This is a genomic window from Leclercia sp. TB492 (assembly GCF_049974505.2).
Lineage (GTDB): Bacteria > Pseudomonadota > Gammaproteobacteria > Enterobacterales > Enterobacteriaceae > Enterobacter > Enterobacter adecarboxylatus_C.
In genome coordinates, this window is the sequence record NZ_CM127572.1 from 2,781,962 (window position 1) to 2,803,795 (window position 21,834).

At 57.7% G+C, this 21,834-nt stretch carries 20 protein-coding genes and 2 pseudogenes; 10 read left to right on the forward strand and 12 right to left on the reverse strand.

The window, feature by feature from the left end; genetic code table 11:
* The first annotated feature begins 186 nt into the window (after positions 1-186).
* On the forward strand, positions 187-2,025 hold the full coding sequence (gene treA, locus ACP4QI_RS13155) for an alpha,alpha-trehalase (protein ID WP_426495333.1): 1,839 nt from the start codon (positions 187-189) through the stop codon (positions 2,023-2,025).
* Positions 2,026-2,227: 202 nt separating this feature from the next.
* Here the strand turns inward: treA and ACP4QI_RS13160 are convergent, their stop codons facing one another.
* Positions 2,228-2,482, reverse strand: coding sequence for a GlsB/YeaQ/YmgE family stress response membrane protein (locus ACP4QI_RS13160; protein ID WP_142489908.1), 255 nt, complete (start codon positions 2,480-2,482; stop codon positions 2,228-2,230).
* 207 nt (positions 2,483-2,689) lie between these two features.
* On the opposite strand from ACP4QI_RS13160, the gene ycgR reads away from it, so the two are divergent.
* A complete protein-coding gene (gene ycgR / locus ACP4QI_RS13165; RefSeq protein WP_142489909.1) occupies positions 2,690-3,421 on the forward strand; it encodes a flagellar brake protein YcgR in 732 nt (243 codons plus the stop codon).
* Between the two features lie 36 nt (positions 3,422-3,457).
* Here the strand turns inward: ycgR and emtA are convergent, their stop codons facing one another.
* Entirely contained in the window at positions 3,458-4,069 is a 612-nt protein-coding gene (gene emtA / locus ACP4QI_RS13170; RefSeq protein WP_142489910.1) for a membrane-bound lytic murein transglycosylase EmtA, read from the reverse strand.
* 113 nt (positions 4,070-4,182) lie between these two features.
* Between emtA and ldcA the strand changes: the two genes are divergently transcribed.
* Both ldcA and ACP4QI_RS13180 read left to right on the forward strand, forming a co-directional pair.
* A complete protein-coding gene (gene ldcA, locus ACP4QI_RS13175; protein ID WP_142489911.1) occupies positions 4,183-5,097 on the forward strand; it encodes a muramoyltetrapeptide carboxypeptidase in 915 nt (304 codons plus the stop codon).
* A 98-nt stretch (positions 5,098-5,195) separates the two neighbouring features.
* Positions 5,196-6,860: pseudogene (locus tag ACP4QI_RS13180) on the forward strand (potassium/proton antiporter); the annotation flags it as partial.
* Here the strand turns inward: ACP4QI_RS13180 and ACP4QI_RS13185 are convergent.
* From ACP4QI_RS13185 to ACP4QI_RS13195, 3 genes and pseudogenes are all read right to left on the reverse strand, one after another.
* Positions 6,861-6,917: pseudogene (locus tag ACP4QI_RS13185) on the reverse strand (hypothetical protein); the annotation flags it as partial.
* Positions 6,918-7,014: 97 nt separating this feature from the next.
* Positions 7,015-8,085 (reverse strand): catabolic alanine racemase DadX, encoded by a 1,071-nt coding sequence (dadX, locus tag ACP4QI_RS13190; RefSeq protein ID WP_142489913.1) that lies wholly within the window; start codon positions 8,083-8,085, stop codon positions 7,015-7,017.
* A 12-nt stretch (positions 8,086-8,097) separates the two neighbouring features.
* Entirely contained in the window at positions 8,098-9,396 is a 1,299-nt protein-coding gene (locus tag ACP4QI_RS13195; protein ID WP_426495332.1) for a D-amino acid dehydrogenase, read from the reverse strand.
* A 323-nt stretch (positions 9,397-9,719) separates the two neighbouring features.
* Between ACP4QI_RS13195 and ACP4QI_RS13200 the strand changes: the two genes are divergently transcribed.
* On the forward strand, positions 9,720-11,252 hold the full coding sequence (locus ACP4QI_RS13200; RefSeq protein ID WP_156264025.1) for a SpoVR family protein: 1,533 nt from the start codon (positions 9,720-9,722) through the stop codon (positions 11,250-11,252).
* Positions 11,253-11,354: 102 nt separating this feature from the next.
* Here ACP4QI_RS13200 and fadR read toward each other — a convergent pair whose 3' ends face one another.
* Positions 11,355-12,074, reverse strand: coding sequence for a fatty acid metabolism transcriptional regulator FadR (gene fadR, locus ACP4QI_RS13205; RefSeq protein WP_142489916.1), 720 nt, complete (start codon positions 12,072-12,074; stop codon positions 11,355-11,357).
* Positions 12,075-12,272: 198 nt separating this feature from the next.
* On the opposite strand from fadR, the gene nhaB reads away from it, so the two are divergent.
* Together nhaB and dsbB are read left to right on the forward strand one after the other, a co-directional pair.
* Positions 12,273-13,811, forward strand: coding sequence for a sodium/proton antiporter NhaB (gene nhaB, locus ACP4QI_RS13210; RefSeq protein ID WP_285127988.1), 1,539 nt, complete (start codon positions 12,273-12,275; stop codon positions 13,809-13,811).
* 142 nt (positions 13,812-13,953) lie between these two features.
* Positions 13,954-14,484 carry a disulfide bond formation protein DsbB gene (gene dsbB, locus ACP4QI_RS13215; protein ID WP_142489918.1) on the forward strand — a complete coding sequence of 177 codons (531 nt, stop codon included), beginning with the start codon at positions 13,954-13,956 and terminating at the stop codon, positions 14,482-14,484.
* Between the two features lie 98 nt (positions 14,485-14,582).
* Here the strand turns inward: dsbB and ACP4QI_RS13220 are convergent, their stop codons facing one another.
* The 3 genes from ACP4QI_RS13220 to ACP4QI_RS13230 form a co-directional block, all read right to left on the reverse strand.
* On the reverse strand, positions 14,583-15,026 hold the full coding sequence (locus tag ACP4QI_RS13220) for a YcgN family cysteine cluster protein (RefSeq protein ID WP_142489919.1): 444 nt from the start codon (positions 15,024-15,026) through the stop codon (positions 14,583-14,585).
* Positions 15,027-15,119: 93 nt separating this feature from the next.
* Positions 15,120-15,779 carry a fumarylacetoacetate hydrolase family protein gene (locus tag ACP4QI_RS13225; RefSeq protein WP_426495331.1) on the reverse strand — a complete coding sequence of 220 codons (660 nt, stop codon included), beginning with the start codon at positions 15,777-15,779 and terminating at the stop codon, positions 15,120-15,122.
* 47 nt (positions 15,780-15,826) lie between these two features.
* Positions 15,827-16,102 carry a YcgL domain-containing protein gene (locus ACP4QI_RS13230; RefSeq protein ID WP_142489921.1) on the reverse strand — a complete coding sequence of 92 codons (276 nt, stop codon included), beginning with the start codon at positions 16,100-16,102 and terminating at the stop codon, positions 15,827-15,829.
* 125 nt (positions 16,103-16,227) lie between these two features.
* On the opposite strand from ACP4QI_RS13230, the gene minC reads away from it, so the two are divergent.
* From minC to minE, 3 genes are read left to right on the forward strand one after another with little or no spacing between them, the layout of a single operon-like run.
* Entirely contained in the window at positions 16,228-16,920 is a 693-nt protein-coding gene (minC, locus tag ACP4QI_RS13235; RefSeq protein ID WP_142489922.1) for a septum site-determining protein MinC, read from the forward strand.
* Positions 16,921-16,943: 23 nt separating this feature from the next.
* Positions 16,944-17,756, forward strand: coding sequence for a septum site-determining protein MinD (gene minD, locus ACP4QI_RS13240; RefSeq protein WP_142489923.1), 813 nt, complete (start codon positions 16,944-16,946; stop codon positions 17,754-17,756).
* A gap of 3 nt (positions 17,757-17,759) precedes the next feature.
* The gene (gene minE, locus ACP4QI_RS13245; RefSeq protein WP_032611475.1) at positions 17,760-18,029 is read left to right on the forward strand and encodes a cell division topological specificity factor MinE; all 270 of its coding nucleotides are present in this window, start codon (positions 17,760-17,762) and stop codon (positions 18,027-18,029) included.
* Between the two features lie 117 nt (positions 18,030-18,146).
* Here minE and rnd read toward each other — a convergent pair whose 3' ends face one another.
* From rnd to ACP4QI_RS13260, 3 genes are all read right to left on the reverse strand, one after another.
* Positions 18,147-19,274, reverse strand: coding sequence for a ribonuclease D (gene rnd, locus ACP4QI_RS13250; protein ID WP_426495330.1), 1,128 nt, complete (start codon positions 19,272-19,274; stop codon positions 18,147-18,149).
* A 74-nt stretch (positions 19,275-19,348) separates the two neighbouring features.
* Complete coding sequence (fadD, locus tag ACP4QI_RS13255; protein ID WP_142489925.1) at positions 19,349-21,034, reverse strand: long-chain-fatty-acid--CoA ligase FadD; 1,686 nt, start codon at positions 21,032-21,034, stop codon at positions 19,349-19,351.
* A gap of 204 nt (positions 21,035-21,238) precedes the next feature.
* On the reverse strand, positions 21,239-21,832 hold the full coding sequence (locus tag ACP4QI_RS13260) for a Slp family lipoprotein (RefSeq protein ID WP_142489926.1): 594 nt from the start codon (positions 21,830-21,832) through the stop codon (positions 21,239-21,241).
* Positions 21,833-21,834: the final 2 nt, after the last annotated feature.

A 21,834-nucleotide genomic window follows, 5' to 3' on the forward strand; every position in this document is an offset into this window, starting at 1 on the left:
ATGTGGGGATTGTTCCGGCATATATGTGAAAAAACAGCGGCTTCGCTCCGATCCATCCGCAACGGTAAATTGTCTGGATATGCGCAAAATGCGCTATCCGACACGCGAAATGGCTAAGATTCGTCTAAGGTTTTCAGGTGATTGATGACAGCGGCCACGCTGCCCAGCGAACTTAGGAGAACAACCATGATGAGACCTCAACGCCCCGCCACACTGCGGCTGGCGATTGGCGGCATCCTGCTTGGGATCACCGCCTTCAGCTATGCGGACGACTCGTCCAGCGCCCAGAAACAATCCCCGGACATTTTGTTCGGGCCGCTGTTCAACGACGTGCAAAGCGCCAAACTCTTCCCCGATCAAAAAACCTTTGCCGATGCCGTACCGAAAAACGATCCCCAGGCGATCCTTGCCGATTACCACATGCAGCGCAAACAGTCCGGCTTCGACCTGCGTCACTTTGTTGACATGAACTTTACCCTGCCGACGGAAAAGGAAAAGTACGTTCCGCCTGCCGGACAGAGCCTGCGCGCGCATATCGACGGCCTGTGGCCGGTGCTGACGCGCACCACCTCCAGCGCCGGGAAGTGGGATTCGCTGCTGCCGCTGCCGAAACCTTACGTGGTGCCGGGCGGGCGTTTCCGCGAGATCTACTACTGGGACAGCTACTTCACCATGCTGGGTCTGGCCGAGAGCGGCCACTGGGACAAAGTCGCCGATATGGTGGCGAACTTCGCTTATGAGCTGGATAGCTGGGGCCACATTCCTAACGGTAACCGCAGCTACTACCTGAGCCGCTCCCAGCCGCCGTTCTTCTCGCTGATGGTTGAACTACTGGCCACGCACGACAGCGAGGCGCTGAAAAAATACCGTCCGCAGATGGAAAAAGAGTACGCCTACTGGATGGAAGGGGTGGATGCCCTCCAGCCGGGTCAGGCCAGCCAGCGGGTGGTGAAGCTGGACGATGGTGCCGTGCTGAACCGCTACTGGGACAATCGCGATACCCCACGCCCGGAATCCTGGCTGGATGATATCAACACGGCGAAAAAATACCCCAACCGCCCGGCGACCGAGATCTACCGCGATCTGCGTTCCGCCGCCGCCTCCGGCTGGGACTTTAGCTCACGCTGGATGGACGATCCGCAGCAGCTGGGGACGATCCGCACCACCAGCATCGTGCCGGTGGATCTGAATGCCCTGATGTTCAAGATGGAAAAACTGCTGGCGAAGGCCAGTCAGGACGGCGGGGACAGCGCGGCGGCCAGCCGTTACGAGGGTCTGGCAGCCGATCGCCAGAAAGCGATGGAGCGCTATCTGTGGAACGACAAACAGGGCTGGTATGCAGATTACGATCTGAAAACCAAACAGGTGCGCGATCAGCTGACCGCCGCGGCGCTGTTCCCGCTGTACGTGCAGGCAGCCTCGCAGGAGCGTGCGGACAAAACGGCCACGGCCGCCGAGGCCCAGCTGCTGAAAGCCGGCGGGATCGCGACGACCAACGTCAACAGCGGCCAGCAGTGGGATGCGCCAAACGGCTGGGCACCGCTGCAGTGGGTCGCCACCGAAGGCCTGCAGAACTACGGGCATAAAAAAGTGGCGATGGACGTTACCTGGCGCTTCCTTACCAACGTCCAGCACACCTACGATCGCGAGCAGAAGCTGGTGGAGAAATATGATGTGTCCACCACCGGTACGGGCGGCGGTGGCGGCGAATATCCGTTGCAGGACGGCTTTGGCTGGACTAACGGCGTAACGCTGAAGATGCTGGATCTGGTTTGCCCGCAGGCCAACCCTTGCGACAAACTGCCAGCCCAGCAGCCTGCGGCTAATGATGAACCGGCGGCCACCACCCCAGTGGCGACCGGTAATCAACCAGCAGCCACTCCCGCACCGGCCACCAGTAACCAACCTGCGGCAACAAGCGATCAACCCTCGGTAACGACGCCACCGGCGACCAGCGGCAACGCCACGTCGCAGCCAGCCGCTAACGATGAACCGGCGGAAACGCAGAAGAGTGTCGGGCAGTAAGGTGTCGTAGGCCGGGTAAGGCGTAGCCGCCACCCGGCGATGTGGCCCCGGTGCGGCCTGCTGCCCGGCGGCGCTACGCTTGCAGGGCCTACAAGGTCAAAGGCAGGGCGTAGGCCGGGTAAGGCGCAGCCGCCACCCGGCGATGTTGCAGGGAAAACCGCACAAAAAAACGGCTCTTACAAAAGAGCCGTTTTTACGTGTGTCAGGCGCGTCGTACCATCCTGTAAACCAGTAGCACGAGAATAGCGCCCACCACGGCGACCAGAAAACTTTGCAGGTTAAATCCGGATACATTGCCGCCGATGCCAAACATCGTTGCCAGCCAGCCGCCGACAACCGCACCTACGACCCCAAGGATACAGGTCACAATAAAACCGCCACCATCCCGTCCCGGCATGATGAATTTTGCGATAACACCAGCAATCAGACCAAATACAATCCAGGCGATAATACCCATAGTGATGCCCTCTTGCAGAGTTAAGCTTGCGCAGAACACCCGCCCGCGCAAGTCATATAAGTATAGGCAATAGCCGGAAAACCATATTGAGGACACTGACTTAATTGCGGCTGTGGCGAAAAAAATAATTGCTGGTTTGTATTAAGTTCCGCCGTTGCCTGCCGATAACGCAACCACAGACTGTCATTTATCGAGGAGCCCTGGGGCGTGAGTAATTACAGTGAGCAGTTCCTGAAAACTAATCCGCTGGCTGTATTAGGGGTATTACGCGATCTGCAAAAACAGAATGTTCCCGTGCGTATCAGCTGGGGGAACAACCAGTTCATCAGCAAAATTCTGGATGCAACGCCAGAGCGGCTGGTAATGGATTTAGGCAGCCAGGAGTACGAAAACCGTGCGGTGCTGCGCGCAGAAACCATCACCGTGGCCGCCGACACCCAGGGGGCGAAAGTGGAGTTCGAGCTGCCGCGGCTGGAACAGGGAACCTGGCAGGGGCTGCCCGCCTTTATCACCTCGCTGCCGGCATCGGTATGGTGTATCCAGCGACGAGAGTATTTCCGCATCAATGCTCCGCTGCATCCGGCCTACTTCTGTAAAGCCAAAATGCCGGACAAGAGCGTGATCCGTTTTCGCCTGCACGATCTCTCCCTGGGCGGCATGGGGGCATTGATGGATAGCGCTAAACCCGACGCTCTGGTCGAAGGGATGCGCTTCTCGCAAATCGAACTGGATATGGGCGGTTGGGGTCGTTTCTTCTTCGATGCGCAGCTGATCACGGTGAGCGAACGTAAGGTGGTGGACAGCAAAAACGAAACCATCACCACGCCGCGTCTGAGCTTCCGTTTTCTCAATGTCGGGCCAGGCCCGGAGCGGGAACTGCAGCGGATTATCTACTCGCTCGAGCGTGAAGCGCGGGAGCGCGCCAACAAGGTGCGTTAATCGCGGCCGGGCAGCGCGTGGCGGCCCGGCAACGGATTACATGGCGTCCATCGCCTTTTGCACCTTCCAGATATAGCGCGGCGCCTGCGGAGCGGGGTGATTGTTGACAACGTGCTCAAAGAACTCGTCTTTGTCCAGGTCGTTGATCTCGGCAATCGCCTTTTTGCGATCCGAGGAGAAGGTGCGCAGCAGCGCGCCTGCCCCGTTAACGTAGGAAACCACCAGCGCATACTGCATCACTTCCGGGTCCTCAATTCCCTGCAGGATCCCGTGCTCCAGAATACTCAGATAGGCAGTACCCATCGAAATATTGCGCTCCGGGTTCTTCAGCTCGCTGGTGGATGGCTGTCCGCTCCAGCCCATATGGCGGTAGACTTCCCGCCCTGCGGTGGAGGCTTTCAGCTGCATCAGGCCCACCGCGTTCGATTTACTGACCAGATTCGGGTTCCCGCCCGACTCAACCGCAATGATGGCGGTCACCAGACGCGGGCTGACGCCCCAGGCAGCACCGGCTTTTTCAGTGATCGGCATCCACTGCATCGCCCGTTTCACCGGGACTTCCGGGTTCCATTCCTGTTTTTTGTAATCCTGCTTTGAACTACAGCCTGCAAGCAACACAATCAAAAAAGCAAACCATCTCAATTTCACGTCATCTGTCCTTATGGTCATTCATCGCTGTTACCCTATCCTCCGCTTGATGAAGGACGCGCTCAGGCGGCATGATATATACATTTAGATTTATAAGTCAGCAAGGAAATGCCATGTCTCAGTTTCATCTCATCGCACCATCAGGTTACTGCATTAATCAGGAAGCGGCCCACCGGGGCGTTGCGCGTTTACTGGACGACGGGCATCAGGTGCAAAATCAGATAATTATACCCCGCCGTCAGCAGCGATTTGCCGGAACCGAGGCGCAGCGCCTGAGCGACATAAACGCCCTCGCTCGCCTGCCGGGTGCCAACCAGATTGTACTGGCGGTGCGCGGGGGGTACGGCGCCAGCCGCTTGCTGGAGCAGATCGACTGGCAGGGGCTGGCCGAACGCCAGCAGCAGGACCCGCTGCTGATTTGCGGCCACAGCGATTTCACCGTCATCCAGCTCGGCCTGCTGGCGTTGCATAACGTCATCACCTTCAGCGGCCCGATGCTGGCGGGCAACTTTGGCGCACCAGAGCTGAACGCTTTTACGCTGGATCACTTCTGGCGCGCGCTGCAAAACAGCACTTATTCCGTGGAGTGGCAGGGCGAGGGCCCGGCGTGTGAACGCGCAGGCCAGCTGTGGGGCGGCAATCTGGCGATGGTCGTGTCGCTGATCGGCACCCGCTGGCTGCCCGCCATTGAGAACGGCATTCTGGTGCTGGAAGATATCAACGAGCACCCGTTCCGCGTTGAGCGCATGCTGCTGCAGCTGCATCACGCGGGCATTCTCGACCGTCAGCAGGCGATTGTGCTCGGCAGTTTTAGCGGCGCGACTGCCAATGATTACGATGCCGGCTACGATCTGGCGACCATGATCGATTATCTGCGCGCCCGGGTGTCGGTGCCGATTATCAGCGGGCTCGATTTCGGCCACGAACAGAAGACCGTCACTCTGCCGCTGGGTGCGCAGGCTACGCTTGTTCATGCCGCAGGTAAGACCTGTTTAACCCTGAGCGGACATCCGGTGATTAAGGCATAAAAAAAGCCCCTTAAGCGCCGGATTAGCACGCTGTAAGGGGCATTAATATGTTAGGGTTTTAATAACAGTCATCGCGTCACGCAGGGAGTACGCACACATTGGATGCCGCAGCAATAATCAGTCTTTTTATCCTGGGTTCAGTTCTTGTAACCTGCAGTATATTATTGAGTTCGTTTTCTTCTCGTCTCGGCATCCCCATTCTGGTTATTTTCCTCGCCATCGGCATGCTGGCGGGCGTTGATGGCGTCGGGGGGATCCCCTTCGATAACTACCCCTTTGCCTACATGATCAGTAACCTCGCGCTGGCGGTGATCCTACTGGATGGCGGGATGCGCACCCAGGCCAGCTCGTTTCGCGTGGCGCTGGGGCCGGCCCTGTCGCTGGCGACGGTCGGGGTGCTCATCACCTCCGGCCTGACCGGGATGATGGCAGCGTGGCTGTTTAAGCTGGATATCATGGAAGGCCTGCTGATTGGCGCCATTGTCGGCTCGACCGATGCCGCGGCGGTCTTCTCGCTTCTGGGCGGCAAAGGGCTGAACGAACGTGTCGGCTCGACGCTGGAGATTGAGTCCGGCAGCAACGACCCGATGGCGGTGTTTCTTACCATCACCCTGATTGAGATGATCCAGCAGCATGAAACCAGCCTGAGCTGGATGTTCGCCTGGCACATCATTCAGCAGTTTGGCCTCGGGATCATCATTGGCCTCGCCGGCGGCTACCTGCTGCAACAGATGATCAACCGTATCTCACTGCCTGCCGGGCTCTACCCGCTGCTGGCGCTGAGCGGCGGGATTTTGATTTTCGCTCTCACCACCGCGATGGACGGCAGCGGCATTCTGGCGGTCTACCTGTGTGGCTTCCTCCTCGGGAACCGGCCGATCCGCAACCGCTTTGGCATTCTGCAGAACTTTGACGGCCTCGCCTGGCTGGCGCAAATCGGCATGTTCCTGGTGCTGGGGCTGCTGGTGACGCCGTCGGATCTGCTGCCGATTGCCATTCCGGCGCTGCTGCTGTCGATATGGATGATCTTCTTTGCCCGTCCGCTGTCGGTGTTTGCCGGCCTGCTGCCGTTTAAGGGATTTAACCTGCGCGAGCGGGTGTTTATCAGCTGGGTGGGGCTGCGCGGCGCGGTCCCTATCATCCTCGCGGTGTTCCCGATGATGGCCGGGCTGGACAACGCCCGCCTGTTCTTCAACGTGGCCTTCTTCGTGGTGCTGGTGTCGCTGCTGTTCCAGGGGACTTCCCTGTCGTGGGCAGCGAAAAAGGCCAAAGTGGTGATCCCGCCGGTGGGCTGGCCGGTCTCACGCGTGGGGCTGGATCTGCATCCGGAGAATCCGTGGGAACAGTTTGTCTACCAGCTCAGCGCCGACAAGTGGTGCGTGGGGGCTTCGCTGCGGGATCTGCATATGCCTGAAGAGACGCGCATTGCTGCCCTGTTCCGCGATAATGCCCTGCTGCACCCGACCGGGAGCACCCGGCTGCGCGAGGGGGATATTCTCTGCGTGATTGGCCGCGAGCGCGACCTCCCTGCCCTCGGTAAGCTGTTCAGCCAGTCACCGCCGGTGGCGCTGGATCAGCGCTTCTTTGGGGATTTTATTCTCGAAGCCAGCGCCAAATTTGCCGACGTGGCGTTGATCTACGGCCTGGATGAAGGGCTGGAGTATCGGGATAACCAGCAGACCCTGGGCGAAATTATCCAGAAGCTGCTCGGTGCCGCGCCGGTCGTGGGTGATCAGGTGGAGTTTGCCGGGATGATCTGGACGGTGGCGGAGAAAGAAGATAACAGGGTGCGGAAAGTGGGCGTGCGCGTGGCGGAGGATATCGAGGAGTAGGCCGGGTAAGCGTAAGCGCCACCCGGCGTTTGGCTCCGGCGTTCATGCCGGGTGGCGGCTACGCCTTACCCGGCCTACAACGACTTTACACCGTAATGACGGGCACCCGCGGGGCTAACGCGGTTAACAACTCGTACCCTATTGTGCCCGCCGCGGCGGCAACATCATCCACTTTCACCTCATTCCCCCACAGCTCAACCGGCGTGCCGATCCCGGCCTGCGGGCAGGGGGTGAGATCGATCGCCAGCATATCCATCGACACGGTGCCCACCGTGCCGGTGCGCACGCCGTCCACCCAGACCGGGGTACCGGAAGGGGCAATGCGCGGATAGCCGTCGGCATAGCCCCCGGCGACAATGCCGATGCGCTGCTCGCCCGAGGCACGATAGCGGCTGCCGTAGCCCACGGTATCCCCCGCTTTCAGGGTCTGGACGCCAATGATTTCACTGCGCAGGGTCATCACCGGCTTCAGGCCGCTGTTGGCGATATCCTGCCACTGGCCGGAAGGTGACGCGCCGTAGAGAATAATCCCCGGTCGCACCCAGTCAAAATGCGCTTCCGGGTGCCAGAGGGTCGCCGCTGAGTTAGAGAGCGACCGCGGACAGTTCAGCCCTTCCGCCGCCTGTTCAATGCGCATCATCGGCTCCGTGATGCCGTCCGGTTTTTCTGCATCGGCAAAATGGGCCATCAGCGTCATTTCGCCGACGTTTTTCACCGCCCGCAGCTGCTGCCAGACGCTGTGAACCCGATCCGGCTGGAAACCGAGACGGTTCATGCCGCTGTTCACTTTCAGGTAGATATCGAGCGGAGCGTGCAGCTTTGCATTCTGCAACGCCTTGACCTGCCAGTTGCTGTGCACGCTGGTGGTCAGGCGGTACTTATCAAACAGCGGCAGTTCATCGCTGTTAAAGAAGCCTTCGAGCATCAGGATCGGCCCTTTCCAGCCGCGCTCGCGCAGCAGGATCGCCTCTTCCAGATTCAGCATCGCAAAGCCATCGGTCGCGCTTAATGCGCTCCAGATGCGATCCAGACCGTGGCCGTAAGCATTGGCTTTGACCACCGCCCAGACCCGGGAAGCTGGCGCAGCGCGACGGACAATGTGCAGGTTATCTTTCAGGGCCTGCAGATCCAGCTGAGCCACAACAGGACGGGACATGACGACTCCTTGTTAGTTATGCGCGCCGTGTAAATGCTGTGGACGTGACGGAGTGAACCCCGGACGGTAGCGCGCGACGCTTAAATCATCAAACGGAATAGCCGGTGTGCGCCCGGAGATCAAATCACTGAGCAACTGCCCTGAACCGCAGGCCATCGTCCAGCCCAGCGTGCCGTGTCCGGTGTTGAGCCACAGGTTCTTAAACGGGGTGCGGCCCACCACCGGCGTACCGTCCGGGGTCATCGGGCGCAGCCCGGTCCAGAAGGTCGCCTGTTCGATATAACCGCCCCGCGGGAAGAGGTCGCCCACGACCATCTCCAGCGTTTCCCGACGCGGCTGCAGCAGCTCGGTGTTAAAGCCGACGATTTCCGCCATTCCTCCCACGCGGATCCGATTGTCAAAACGGGTGATCGCGATTTTGTATGTTTCATCAAGGATAGTTGAAACCGGGGCCCCGCTGTCCTCTTTCACCGGGATCGTCAGCGAGTAACCCTTCAGCGGGTAGACCGGAATATCGACGATGCCCTTCAGCATCGCCGTGGAGTAAGAGCCGAAGGCCATCACGTAGGCGTCGGCTTTTACCACCTCTTCGCCGCACAGCACGCCGTAGATATTCTCCCCTTCGTACAGCAGCTTATCGACTGAGGTGTTGTAGCGGAATTTGACCCCCGCCTGTTCGGCCATCTGGGCCAGATTCTGGGTGAAGAGCTGGCAGTCGCCGGTTTCGTCATTGGGCAGACGCAGGCCGCCGGTGAGCTTGTGGGCAACATCCGCCAGCGCCGGTTCGACCTGCGCCAGCTGGCTGGCTTCCAGCAGCTGATACGGCACCCCGGCATCCTCAAGAACGGCGATATCGCGGGTGGCGTTTTCGTACTGCTGGGCGGTGCGGAACAGCTGCAGCGTGCCCCCCTGGCGGCCTTCATACTGAATGCCGGTGGTGGCGCGCAGCGCTTTCAGGCAGTCGCGGCTGTACTCCGCCAGACGCACCATCCGCCCTTTGTTTTCCATATAGTGTGAGGTGTCGCAGTTGCGCAGCATCTGCCACATCCACTTGAGCTGAAACTGGGTGCCGTCGAGACTGATCGCCAGCGGCGCATGGCGCTGGAACATCCATTTAATCGCCTTCAGCGGCACACCCGGGGCCGCCCAGGGCGCCGCATAGCCCGGAGAAATTTGCCCGGCATTGGCGGCGCTGGTCTCCAGCGCCGGACCCGGCTCACGATCGATGACGGTCACGTCGTGCCCGGCCTGACTCAGGTACCAGGCGCTGGTTACGCCAACGACGCCACTTCCCAGTATGACAACACGCATAGCCACTCCCTTAATAAGCAAAAGAACAATCTTCTGATTACATATTGATAACCCAGCCGAAAATATTATTCAACATAGGCCTTTTTTATGGTGACTTACCTCACACCTTCCCCTGCTGACGGGGGTGGCGTGGTTTTGGCATCTCCTGCTGCGCGGCATTTTTAACCAGCATATTATTCTGAGAGGCACCCCTTTTTCGTCATGTGGAAAACGGGAAATCGCAAAGAAAAAAATAGCGTGCCAGCACGCTTTTGAATGGCGTGTTCTATGCTTGAAAAGAGGTTCTCCAGACAGAGAGAGCTACCAACAATGAGGGCGCGCTAATGGCTACTATTGATTCCATGAATAAGGACACCACACGTCTGAGCGATGGACCCGACTGGACATTCGAGCTGCTGGACACCTATCTGGCGGAAATTGACCGGGTGGCGAAACTCTACCGTCTGGATGCCTATCCCCATCAGATTGAAGTCATTACCTCCGAACAGATGATGGACGCTTACTCCAGCGTCGGGATGCCCATTAACTATACCCACTGGTCGTTTGGCAAAAAATTCATTGAAACCGAACGGCTGTATAAACACGGTCAGCAGGGGCTGGCGTATGAGATCGTTATCAACTCCAACCCCTGCATTGCCTACCTGATGGAAGAGAACACTATCACCATGCAGGCGCTGGTGATGGCCCACGCCTGCTACGGACATAACTCGTTTTTCAAAAATAACTACCTGTTCCGCAGCTGGACCGATGCCAGTTCGATTGTCGACTACCTGATCTTTGCCCGTAACTACATCACCCAGTGCGAAGAGCGCTACGGCGTGGATGAGGTCGAAAAACTGCTGGACTCCTGCCATGCGCTGATGAACTACGGCGTGGATCGCTACAAACGTCCGCAGAAGATCTCCCTGCAGGAGGAGAAAGCCCGGCAGAAAAGCCGCGAAGAGTATCTGCAAAGCCAGGTGAATACGCTGTGGCGTACCCTGCCGAAACGTGAAGAAGAGAAAACGGTTGTGGAAGCGCGCCGCTACCCTTCCGAGCCGCAGGAGAACCTGCTCTACTTTATGGAGAAGAACGCCCCGCTGCTGGAGCCGTGGCAGCGTGAGATCCTGCGCATCGTGCGTAAGGTGAGCCAGTACTTCTATCCGCAAAAACAGACTCAGGTGATGAACGAAGGCTGGGCGACCTTCTGGCACTACACCATCCTTAACCACCTGTATGACGAAGGCAAAGTGACAGAACGCTTTATGCTGGAGTTCCTGCACAGCCACACCAACGTGGTGTTCCAGCCGCCTTACAACAGCCCGTGGTACAGCGGCATTAACCCGTATGCGCTGGGCTTTGCCATGTTCCAGGACATCAAGCGTATCTGTCAGAACCCGACGGAAGAGGATAAATACTGGTTCCCGGATATCGCCGGGTCCGACTGGCTGGAGACGCTCCATTTCGCGATGCGCGACTTTAAGGATGAGAGCTTTATCAGCCAGTTCCTGTCGCCGAAGGTGATGCGTGATTTCCGCCTGTTTACGGTGCTGGATGACGATCACAACAACTACCTGGAGATTTCGGCGATCCACAATGAAGAGGGGTATCGTGAGATCCGCTCCCGCCTCTCGGCCCAGTACAACCTAAGCAATCTGGAGCCGAACATTCAGGTCTGGAATGTGGATCTGCGCGGGGATCGCTCCCTGACGCTGCGCTATATTCCGCACAACCGCGCGCCGCTGGATAAAGGGCGCAAGGAAGTGCTGAAGCATGTGCACCGCCTGTGGGGCTTTGACATTATGCTTGAGCAGCAGAACGAAGACGGCAGCGTGGAGCTGCTGGAACGTTGCCCGGTGAAAGGCAATATGTTGTAGTTCGGTGCGGCCTGTTTTGCCGGGTGGCGGCTACGCCTTACCCGGCCTACGAAATCCAGACATCGGGCGAAAAAAAACCTCTCAAGCGAGAGGTTTTTTATTTTAGCGCCCCTGAATCACCAGGTCGCCCGGCAGGGACTTCTGCATCCGGTGCCAGATCTCGCCGCTGTCACGACCGTAGCGACGCACGGTTTCGTACACCTGATCGTGCAATCCTTCAGAGCACAGCTCACTCAGCTTATGGTAGAAGCCGAGCGCCAGGCTCCGGGCTTCCGGGTTGGCGAAGTAGTGACGACCGATTCGGGTATAGAGCCCTTTCATGCCGTTGAGGATCAGGCCGTAGATCGGGTTGCCGGAGGCAAAAGCCAGGCCGCGGAAGACGTTGTAATCCAGCAGGGCGAAGGCATCGGCGTGATCTTCCACGGCGGTAGCACGGGCCAGCACTTCCAGCGCCTTATCCGGATGCTGGCGAAACGCCGTACGGATAAAGATGGTGGCGATGTTGGTACGCACTGAGAGCAGATTATCGATCAGCTGCGGTACGCTCTCGTGATCGAGGCGCGCCAGCGTTTCGAGAATATTCAGGCCCGACGTTTCCCAGAAGTTATTCACTTTGGTCGGTTTGCCGTGTTGGATCGTCAGCCAGCCATCGCGGGCCAGTCGCTGCAACACTTCACGTAAGGTGGTACGTGTGACGCCAATCAGTTCAGAGAGTTCGCGTTCTGCGGGAAGTATCGAGCCAGGGGGGAATCGGTTATTCCAGATGCTCTCGATAATGTACTCTTCCGCGAAACCCGCCGGGCTTTGCGCCTTTATGACCATAGTGAGTTTTCCATTAACTGCTTTTTACAAAATTCACTCATCATACCAGAGGCAGGCAGAGGCAGATAGCGCAGCGAGGCGAGAAAAAAGGGATCGCCGTTTTATTTTTATCATTTAAAAGTCAGGCCTGACGCCCCCTCCATGTGTCAGTTTGCGTATACTTAAAACGTAATTATGTGACGGGCAAGGAAATCTGTTGTGGAAATGTCTTATAGCCGCGCCTTCTGGCGCAATTTTTTAGGCCAGTCGCCTGACTGGTACAAACTGACCCTTATTATTTTTCTGGTTATCAATCCTCTTATCTTTCTCGTGAGCCCGTTTGCCGCAGGCTGGTTACTGGTGGCCGAGTTCATCTTTACCCTGGCGATGGCGCTGAAATGTTATCCCCTGCTGCCGGGCGGCCTGCTGGCCTTTGAGGCGGTGGCGATCGGCATGACCAGCGCAGAGCATGTGAAAGAGGAGCTGGCGTCGAATCTGGAAGTGCTCCTGCTGCTGATGTTTATGGTGGCCGGGATCTACTTTATGAAGCAGCTACTGCTGTTTATCTTCACCCGCCTGCTGCTGAGTATCCCCTCGAAAACGATGCTGTCGCTGGCCTTCTGCATCGCGGCCGCTTTTTTATCGGCCTTCCTCGATGCCCTGACGGTGGTGGCGGTGGTGATCAGCGTCGCCGTCGGCTTCTACGGGATCTATCACCGGGTGGCCTCCGCCCAGCCGGAAGATAACCTGCATGATGACAGCAAGGTTGATAACAAACAGCGCGAGGTGCTGGAGCAGTTTCGCGCCTTCCTGCGCAGCCTGATGATGCACGCCGGCGTGGGCACCGCGCTGGGTGGGGTGATGACCATGGTCGGCGAGCCGCAGAACCTGATCATCGCCAAAGCCGTGGGCTGGAACTTTACCGAGTTTTTCCTGCGGGTGGCCCCGGTCAGCGTGCCGGTGCTGGTGTGCGGCCTGCTGACCTGCTGGCTGGTGGAGAAATTCAGATGGTTTGGTTACGGCACCCTGCTCCCGACTCAGGTTCGCGAAGTATTGCAGCGTTACGATGATGAGAGCCGCAGCCAGCGGACCCGTCAACAGAAGCTGGCGTTGATTTTTCAGGGGATGATTGGCGTCTGGCTGATTATCGCCCTGGCATTTCATCTGGCGGAGGTGGGGTTGATTGGCCTGTCGGTGATCATCCTGGCGACCTCCTTTACCGGCGTGACGGACGAGCACGCTATCGGCAAAGCCTTTACCGAAGCGCTGCCCTTTACTGCCCTGCTGGCGGTCTTTTTCGCAGTGGTGGCGGTAATAGTCGACCAGCAGCTGTTTGCGCCGATCATCCGCTACGTGCTACAGGCCGAGCAAGATGCCCAGCTGTCGCTCTTCTATCTGTTTAACGGCCTGCTGTCGGCTATCTCCGACAACGTGTTTGTCGGCTCGGTCTATATCAATGAGGCCAAAACCGCGCTACAGAGCGGGGCGATAAATCAGCAACAGTTTGAACTGCTGGCGGTGGCGATCAACACCGGGACCAACCTGCCCTCCGTCGCCACGCCAAACGGCCAGGCGGCGTTCCTGTTCCTGCTCACCTCGGCGCTGGCGCCGCTGATAAGACTCTCTTATGGCCGGATGGTGTGGATGGCTCTGCCCTATACGGTGGTATTAACCTGCATCGGTTTGTTGTGCGTCAAAATTACCCTCATTCCTTTTACCCAATGGATGTTACAGACGGGTATACTGGCGACGCATTAAGTGAGTCAGCCGGGTAATTTATTACCCGGCTGCACTGACGAATGATAAATATCCGATTACGTTATATTTTGCGTGCCGAGGCTGGCGCGCAAATTGTTTTCGTTTACACTGCGCTTTCTATACCTGTTCCAGGGAAATGATTATGTTGAAATTTTTGAACCAGTGCTCGCGTGGACGCGGAGCGTGGTTGCTGTTGGCCCTGACCGCCTTCGCGCTCGAAATGGTGGCATTGTGGTTCCAGCATGTGATGTTGCTGAAGCCCTGTGTGTTGTGTATCTATGAACGCAGCGCGCTGTTTGGCGTGATGGGCGCAGGCCTGGTCGGCGCCATCGCGCCGAAAAGCCCGCTGCGCTACGGCGCGATTGCCATCTGGCTCTACAGCGCCGGAAAAGGCCTGCAGCTTGCCTGGGAGCACACCATGATCCAGCTGCATCCGTCGCCGTTTCAGACCTGCGATTTTGCCGCCCGCTTCCCGAGCTGGCTGCCGCTGGATAAGTGGCTGCCGCAGGTATTCGTGGCAAGCGGTGACTGCTCCGTGCGTCAGTGGGAGTTCCTGACCCTTGAGATGCCGCAGTGGCTGGTGGGCATTTTCGCCGCCTATCTGGTCGTGGCACTGCTGGTGCTGATTGCCCAGCCGTTTAAACCGAAAAAACGCGATCTGTTTGGGCGCTAATGCCCGGCGGCGCTTCGCTTGCGCGGGCCTACGGTGTTGTAGGCCGGGTAAGCGCAGCGCCACCCGGCAATAAAAAACCCGCCTCGGCGGGTTTTTTATTATGCGCGGTTTGGGTGATTCATAATATGGTCTTCCCAGTCGCGCACCTCTGATTCCCGCACCGCAATGTGGCGCACAGAAATTCGCTCGCCGTGCATCGCCGCTTTGGAACCGGCCAGCAGCGGGTGCCACTTCGGCAGGTCTTTCCCTTCCGCCAGCAGACGATAGGCGCAGGTCGGCGGCAGCCATTCAAAGGTCGGCAGGTTATCGCGGGTCAGCTTGATGCAGTCCGGCTCTAGCTCGAAGCGGCGCTCGTAGTTTCGGCACTGGCAGGTTTTGATGTTCAGCTGATTGCAGGCGACGTTGGTGAAATAGATTTCGTCCGAGTCCTCATCCATCAGCTTATGCAGACAGCACTGCCCGCAGCCATCGCACAGCGATTCCCACTCGGCGTCGGTCATGTTGTCGAGAGTTTTGCTTTGCCAGAAAGGGATTTCGCTCATAAGGATGTCCACACGTCAAAATAAAGCGCACCTTATAACCAGTCTGGCACCTCGATGCAAGTTTTGCCGCCCAAAAGGGGCGGCAAGCGGGGATTACAGCACGCGGGTTTTCAGCGACAGGCCGTTAACGGCCACTTCCAGCTCGTCGCCGCCGGAGAGTGGACCCACCCCTTCCGGGGTGCCGGTGAGGATCACATCGCCCGGTTTGAGGGTGAAATAACGACTCATATAGGCAATCAGCGGCACAATCTTATGGATCATGTCGGCGGTGGTGCCCTGCTGACGCACCTCGCCGTTCACCTTCAGGCTCAGGGTGGTGTTCTGCGGATCGTCCTGAAACTCCGACACCGGGACAAATCCGGAGATCGGGCACGAGTTATCAAAGCCTTTGGCTTTTTCCCACGGCTGGCCCGCTTTCTTCATTTTGCCCTGCACATCGCGCAGGGTCAGATCCAGCGCCACACCATAACCGGCAATCGCCTTCTGCACATGATCTTCAGAAGCCTGACGCAGCGTGGCGCCGATCAGCACCGCCAGCTCCACTTCGTGGTGAACCGAGCCAAGCCTCTGGGGTAATGCCAGCGGCTGGCGGATATCACAGAGCGCCGTTTCCGGTTTAATGAACAGCACCGGCTCGTCCGGAATCGCGCTTCCCATTTCCTGAATATGCTTTGCGTAATTACTTCCTACGCAGACGACTTTACTTACCGGATAATCCAGTAAGGCTCCTTGCCAGTTATGATGTTGATACATATACGTCCCCTGAACGGTTAATGTGACGCTGACAGATAATTCTTAAACTATTTTTTCCCCTGCGCCTCGAGATGCTGTTTGAGTAAATTCTCTTGCGGTGGAGGGAGTTGTAAATAATAGCCCTGTTCGGTCAATGCGGTTTTTACTTTTTCCAGATCGGCGTTGCTCAGCTGCTTACGCCCGTCGAGGGGCATGAGCATCACCAGCTGCGGCTTACCGAAGCTTTTCAGCAGTGCCTCAGGCACGCGGGAGAAATCGTCCTTTTTTTCGACATACAGGTAGGTCTGGTCGCGCTGGGTACTTCTGTAGATCACACAAAACATATATTTACTCTGAATTAAGCGGGAGGGTGACTTGCCTCAATATAATTGTGACTATAACATGCCTGATACTCTTCGGAATATCACGGCGCGCACGTCGTGGTAAAAGCAAATTGAGTAAGGCCAGGATGTCAAACACGCCCATCGAGCTTAAAGGCAGTAGCTTCACCTTATCAGTGGTTCATTTGCATGAAGCAAAACCCGAGGTTATTCGTCAGGCGTTAGAAGACAAAATCGCCCAGGCGCCCGCATTTCTGAAACATGCGCCCGTGGTCATCAACGTAAGCGGCCTCGAAGCGCCGGTTAACTGGCACCATTTGCAGCAGGCGGTCACCGCCACCGGCCTGCGAATTGTGGGCATCAGCGGCTGCAAAGACGCTGAACTGAAAGCCGAAATCGATCGGGCGGGTCTTCCGCTGCTGAACGAAGGCAAAGATAAAGCCCCACGCGCAGAGCCCCCTGCCCCACCTGAAGTCCCTGTTACTCCTGTCACAAAAACGCGATTGATTGATCTGCCGGTGCGTTCCGGTCAGCGCATTTATGCGCCAAACTGTGACCTGATTGTGACCAACCACGTCAGCGCGGGGGCGGAGCTGATTGCGGATGGCAATATCCATATTTATGGCTCAATGCGAGGCCGCGCGCTGGCGGGTGCCAGCGGCGATCGCGATGCGCAAATTTTTTGTACCCACCTGGAGGCGGAGCTGGTCTCCATCGCAGGTGTTTACTGGCTGAGTGATAACATCCCGGCCGAATTTTCTGGCAAAGCGGCACGTCTGCGCCTGGCAGACAACGCTTTGACCGTTCAACCGTTGAATTGATCCCTTTTTAACAAGGAATTTCTATGGCACGCATTATTGTTGTTACTTCGGGTAAAGGAGGCGTTGGCAAGACCACCTCCAGCGCGGCCATCGCTACTGGTTTGGCCCAGAAGGGAAAGAAAACCGTCGTTATTGATTTCGATATCGGCCTGCGTAACCTTGACCTGATTATGGGTTGTGAACGCCGCGTGGTGTACGATTTTGTGAACGTGATTCAGGGTGACGCCACGCTGAATCAGGCGATGATTAAAGATAAACGTACCGACAACCTTTATATTCTTCCCGCTTCGCAGACGCGCGACAAGGATGCGCTGACCCGTGAAGGCGTGGAAAAAGTGCTCGATGAGCTGAAAAAAATGGAGTTCGATTTCGTGGTCTGCGATTCACCGGCGGGCATCGAAACCGGCGCGCTGATGGCGCTCTACTTCGCCGATGAAGCCATCATCACCACCAACCCGGAAGTGTCGTCCGTGCGCGACTCCGACCGTATTTTAGGGATCCTCGCCTCGAAATCCCGCCGTGCGGAAAATGGCGAAGAACCGATTAAAGAGCACCTGTTGCTGACCCGTTATAATCCGGGTCGTGTCAATAAAGGTGATATGCTGAGTATGGAAGACGTGCTGGAGATCCTGCGCATCAAACTGGTTGGCGTCATCCCGGAAGATCAATCCGTGCTGCGCGCGTCTAACCAGGGTGAACCGGTTATCCTCGACGCTAACGCAGACGCTGGTAAAGCGTATGCGGACACGGTAGATCGTCTGCTCGGAGAAGAACGTCCTTTCCGCTTCATAGAAGAAGAGAAGAAAGGTTTCCTCAAACGCCTGTTCGGAGGATAAGTTATGGCATTACTGGACTTTTTTCTCTCGCGGAAAAAAAGCACCGCTAACATCGCAAAAGAGCGTCTGCAGATCATCGTGGCAGAACGCCGCCGCAGCGACGCGGAACCGCACTATCTGCCGCAGCTGCGTAAAGACATTCTGGAAGTGATCTGCAAGTATGTGCAGATTGACCCGGAAATGGTGACCGTACAGCTGGAGCAAAAGGACGGGGATATCTCGATTCTGGAGCTCAACGTGACCCTGCCGGAAGCGGAAGAGTCGCGTTCTTAACCGTAGCCCTGGCAAGCATTGCGCTGTCGGGGAGATTGCCGGGCGGCACGGTGTTTGCCCGGCCTACGGATTTGTAGCCCCGGCAAGCATCGCGCCGCCGGGGGTTACAGAGCCCAGTTACTGCGGATATTCTTCCAGCAACGCATTCAGGCGATCGGCCATCAGTTCCCCGCGCCAGCCTGCTATCAATTCCGGCGTACCGTTCTGCGGTTTCAGCTTCCAGTGCGCATTCAGCAGCTGGTTGATCTGACGACGTGAGGCCAGCAGCTCGGCGCTGACTTTACTTTCCGCCGCCACTTCCTGCACCAGGGCTTTGATCGCCTTAAACGCTTTGCGATAACCCGGCATATCCATCAGGTTTAACAGCGGCTGCGGCAATGCCTCTTCCGGCAACGCCTGCGCCTTCTCCACCAGCGCCAGCAGGGTTTTACCGTGGAAGCGGATCTCGGAACCGGAAAGCCCGATGCTGTCCAGCTCGCCCAGGCTACCCGGCATGTAACGCGCCACGGCCCACAGATGCTCTTCACGCACCACAAAGTTCACCGCCAGATCGCGCTCGCGCGCCTTACGCAGACGCCAGTCGGCCAGCAGCTGCAGACAGGCCAGCTGGCGGGTGCGCAGCTGCCAGGCGTTGCTGATGTCGCGCCACGCCTCTTTCGGATCGGTGATCTCCTGACGACGCAGCTGCGTCATCCGGCACTCATTCAGGGCGGCAGGTAGCCAGCCGGAGGCTTCGGCCTCTTTCATCAGCTGACCGGCGATCGGCAGCAGGTAGAACACATCCGCCGCCGCGTAGTCGAGCTGGCGTTCCGTCAGCGGGCGCGCCAGCCAGTCGGTGCGGGACTCGCTCTTGTCGATCGCCAGCCCGGTGTACTCTTCCACCATGGCGGCAAAGCCCCAGGACAGCGGACGACCGGCAAAGGCGGCGAGGATCTGGGTGTCGATCAGCGGCTCCGGCATGATGCCGAAGGTATTGAGGAAAACTTCCAGATCTTCACTGCCGGCATGCAGATATTTGGTGATGGCGGTATTCAGCAGCAACTCGCGCATCGGCGCCCAGTCGGTGATCCCCAGCGGGTCGATAAGCGACACATTTTTTCCGTCATACATCTGGATCAGACCCAGCTGCGGGTAATAGGTGCGGGTCCGCACAAACTCGGTATCCAGCGCAATGGCGGGTGCGTCACGGGTGACATCGCACAGCGAAGCCAGCTCGTCGTTGGTGGTGATCATCTGGTAATTCAAATCATATTCTCTTTGGTTTGCGCCCATAAAAAAACGCCGGCATGGCCAGCGTCTTTGGGTGACTAACACGAAGCTCAGGCTTTATTGTCTACTTTGGCGCGCGCTTCGTCACGTAATTCTCGTCGTAATATCTTCCCGACGTTCGATTTGGGCAGTTCGTCGCGAAACTCCACCAGTTTCGGCACTTTGTAGCCGGTCAGCTGGCGACGGCAGAAGGTGATCAGCGCCTCTTCACTCAGGGACGGATCTTTTTTCACCACAAAGATTTTCACCGTTTCACCGCTGCTGCCCGCCGGAACACCTACCGCAGCCACTTCCAGCACGCCGTTGTGCTGCATCACCACGTCTTCGATCTCGTTCGGATAGACGTTGAACCCGGAGACCAGGATCATGTCTTTCTTGCGATCGACGATGCGCAGGAAACCTTCGTCATCCATCACCGCGATATCCCCGGTGTGCAGCCAGCCGTCCTTGATGATTTCATCGGTAGCATCCGGACGCTGCCAGTAGCCCAGCATCACCTGCGGCCCTTTCACGCACAGTTCACCCGGTTCACCATGCGCCACTTCGTTATCTTCATCATCCACCAGTTTGGCTTCGGTGGAGGGCACCGGCAGGCCGATGCTGCCGCTGTGGTAGTCGATATCGTGCGGGTTCACGCTCACCAGCGGGGCGCACTCGGTCAGGCCATAGCCCTCCAGCAGATACTGCCCGGTAAGTTTGACCCAACGCTCGGCCACCGCCTGCTGCACCGGCATCCCACCGCCCGCCGACAGATGCAGGGTGGAGAAGTCGAGCTGCTGGAACTCTTTGTTATTCAACAGCGCGTTAAACAGGGTGTTCACCCCGGTCATGGCGGTGAAAGGATATTTCGCCAGCTCTTTGACCAGCCCCGGAATATCGCGCGGGTTGGTGATCAGCACATTCTGCCCGCCAAGCTCGATAAACAGCAGGCAGTTCATGGTCAGGGCGAAGATGTGATAGAGCGGCAGCGCGGTGATCACCAGCTCTTTGCCACGATGCAGCAGCGGCCCGTAGGTGGCGTTCACCTGCTCGAGGTTCGCCAGCATGTTGCGGTGGGTCAGCATCGCCCCTTTCGCCACCCCGGTGGTCCCCCCGGTGTACTGCAGGAAGGCCAGATCCTGCGGCACCAGTTCCGGTTTCACGTACTGCATGCGGTAGCCGTTGTGCAGCGCCCGGCGGAAGGAGATGGCGTCCGGCAGATGATATTTAGGCACCAGACGTTTGACATACTTGACGACGAAGTTCACCAGCGTCCCTTTGGCGGTGGAGAGCTGATCGCCCATCCGCGTCAGAATGACGTGTTTCACCTGGGTTTTGTCGACCACTTTCTCGAGGGTGTGCGCGAAGTTCGAGACAATCACAATTGCCGCTGCGCCGCTGTCGTTCAGCTGATGCTCCAGCTCGCGCGGGGTATACAGCGGGTTAACGTTAACCACGATCATCCCGGCGCGCAGAATGCCAAACAGCGCCACCGGATATTGCAGCAGGTTCGGCATCATCAGCGCGACCCGGTCACCTTTTTTCAGACCTAAACCCTGTTGCAGGTAGGCCGCAAACGCCCGGCTGCGCTCTTCCAGCTTACGGAAGGTCATCACCTCACCCATGTTCACAAACGCAGGCTGATCGGCGTAGCGCGTCACGGAGTTTTCAAACAGTTCAACCAGGGATTGATAACGGTCAGGATTGATCTCTGCAGGCACATCCGCAGGATAACGGTTAAGCCAAACCTTCTTCACTACATCACCTCTGAAATGCGTGTTCGTCGTCATCACAGCCCCGGTTAATAAACAAGTCGTTAACATAATATTAACTCAGCGTACCAGTTTATTAATTGTCCGGATTTAAGGTTGCGAAGCGCGTCACTATTTATTTTTGTTATAGCGATAAAAAAAACGAAACAGCGGCAGGGCCGCTGTTTCTTCTTCAGTCATAACAGATATTTACTCTGTTACCACCGTCCGAACCTGAGCCGGTCCGGGACCATAACCTGGCCAGCCGCCATAGCCGTAGCCATATCCATAGCGCCACGGATGCGGGCCCCAGTACCAGGGATCGATAGGCTGCGGCGGCATCACTACCTGCTGCACTACCCGCCAGCGTTTATAGCCGTTGGCCTGTAGGGTCATAAATTTATACGGCGTATTACCAATTTTGCCCTGCTCCGCGCCGGTGATGGTGCCGACGACGGTGACCAGCTGGCCACGGAAGTCTACCGGGTCGAGGAAACCGTTCACATCGGCATAGATGCGCCCGCGTGAGGCTTCACCCAACATCGGCCGCGCGCCGCTGTCCAGCGGAACGGTGGCAATTTCCAGACGGGTTTTCCCCTGCTGGTTCATCACCTCCACCACTTTGCCGCCAAAGCGTGCTTCCTGGCCGACGTACAGTTCCGGGGCGTTCATCACCCGGACCAGATCCTGCTGCGGCGTCGGGCTGCTGCCCTTGATCGCATCAGGGACAGAGACACATCCTGTTAATGCCAGGGCCAGCGCCCCGACGGTCAGCAGACGAACGACATATTTTTGAACCGCCATGA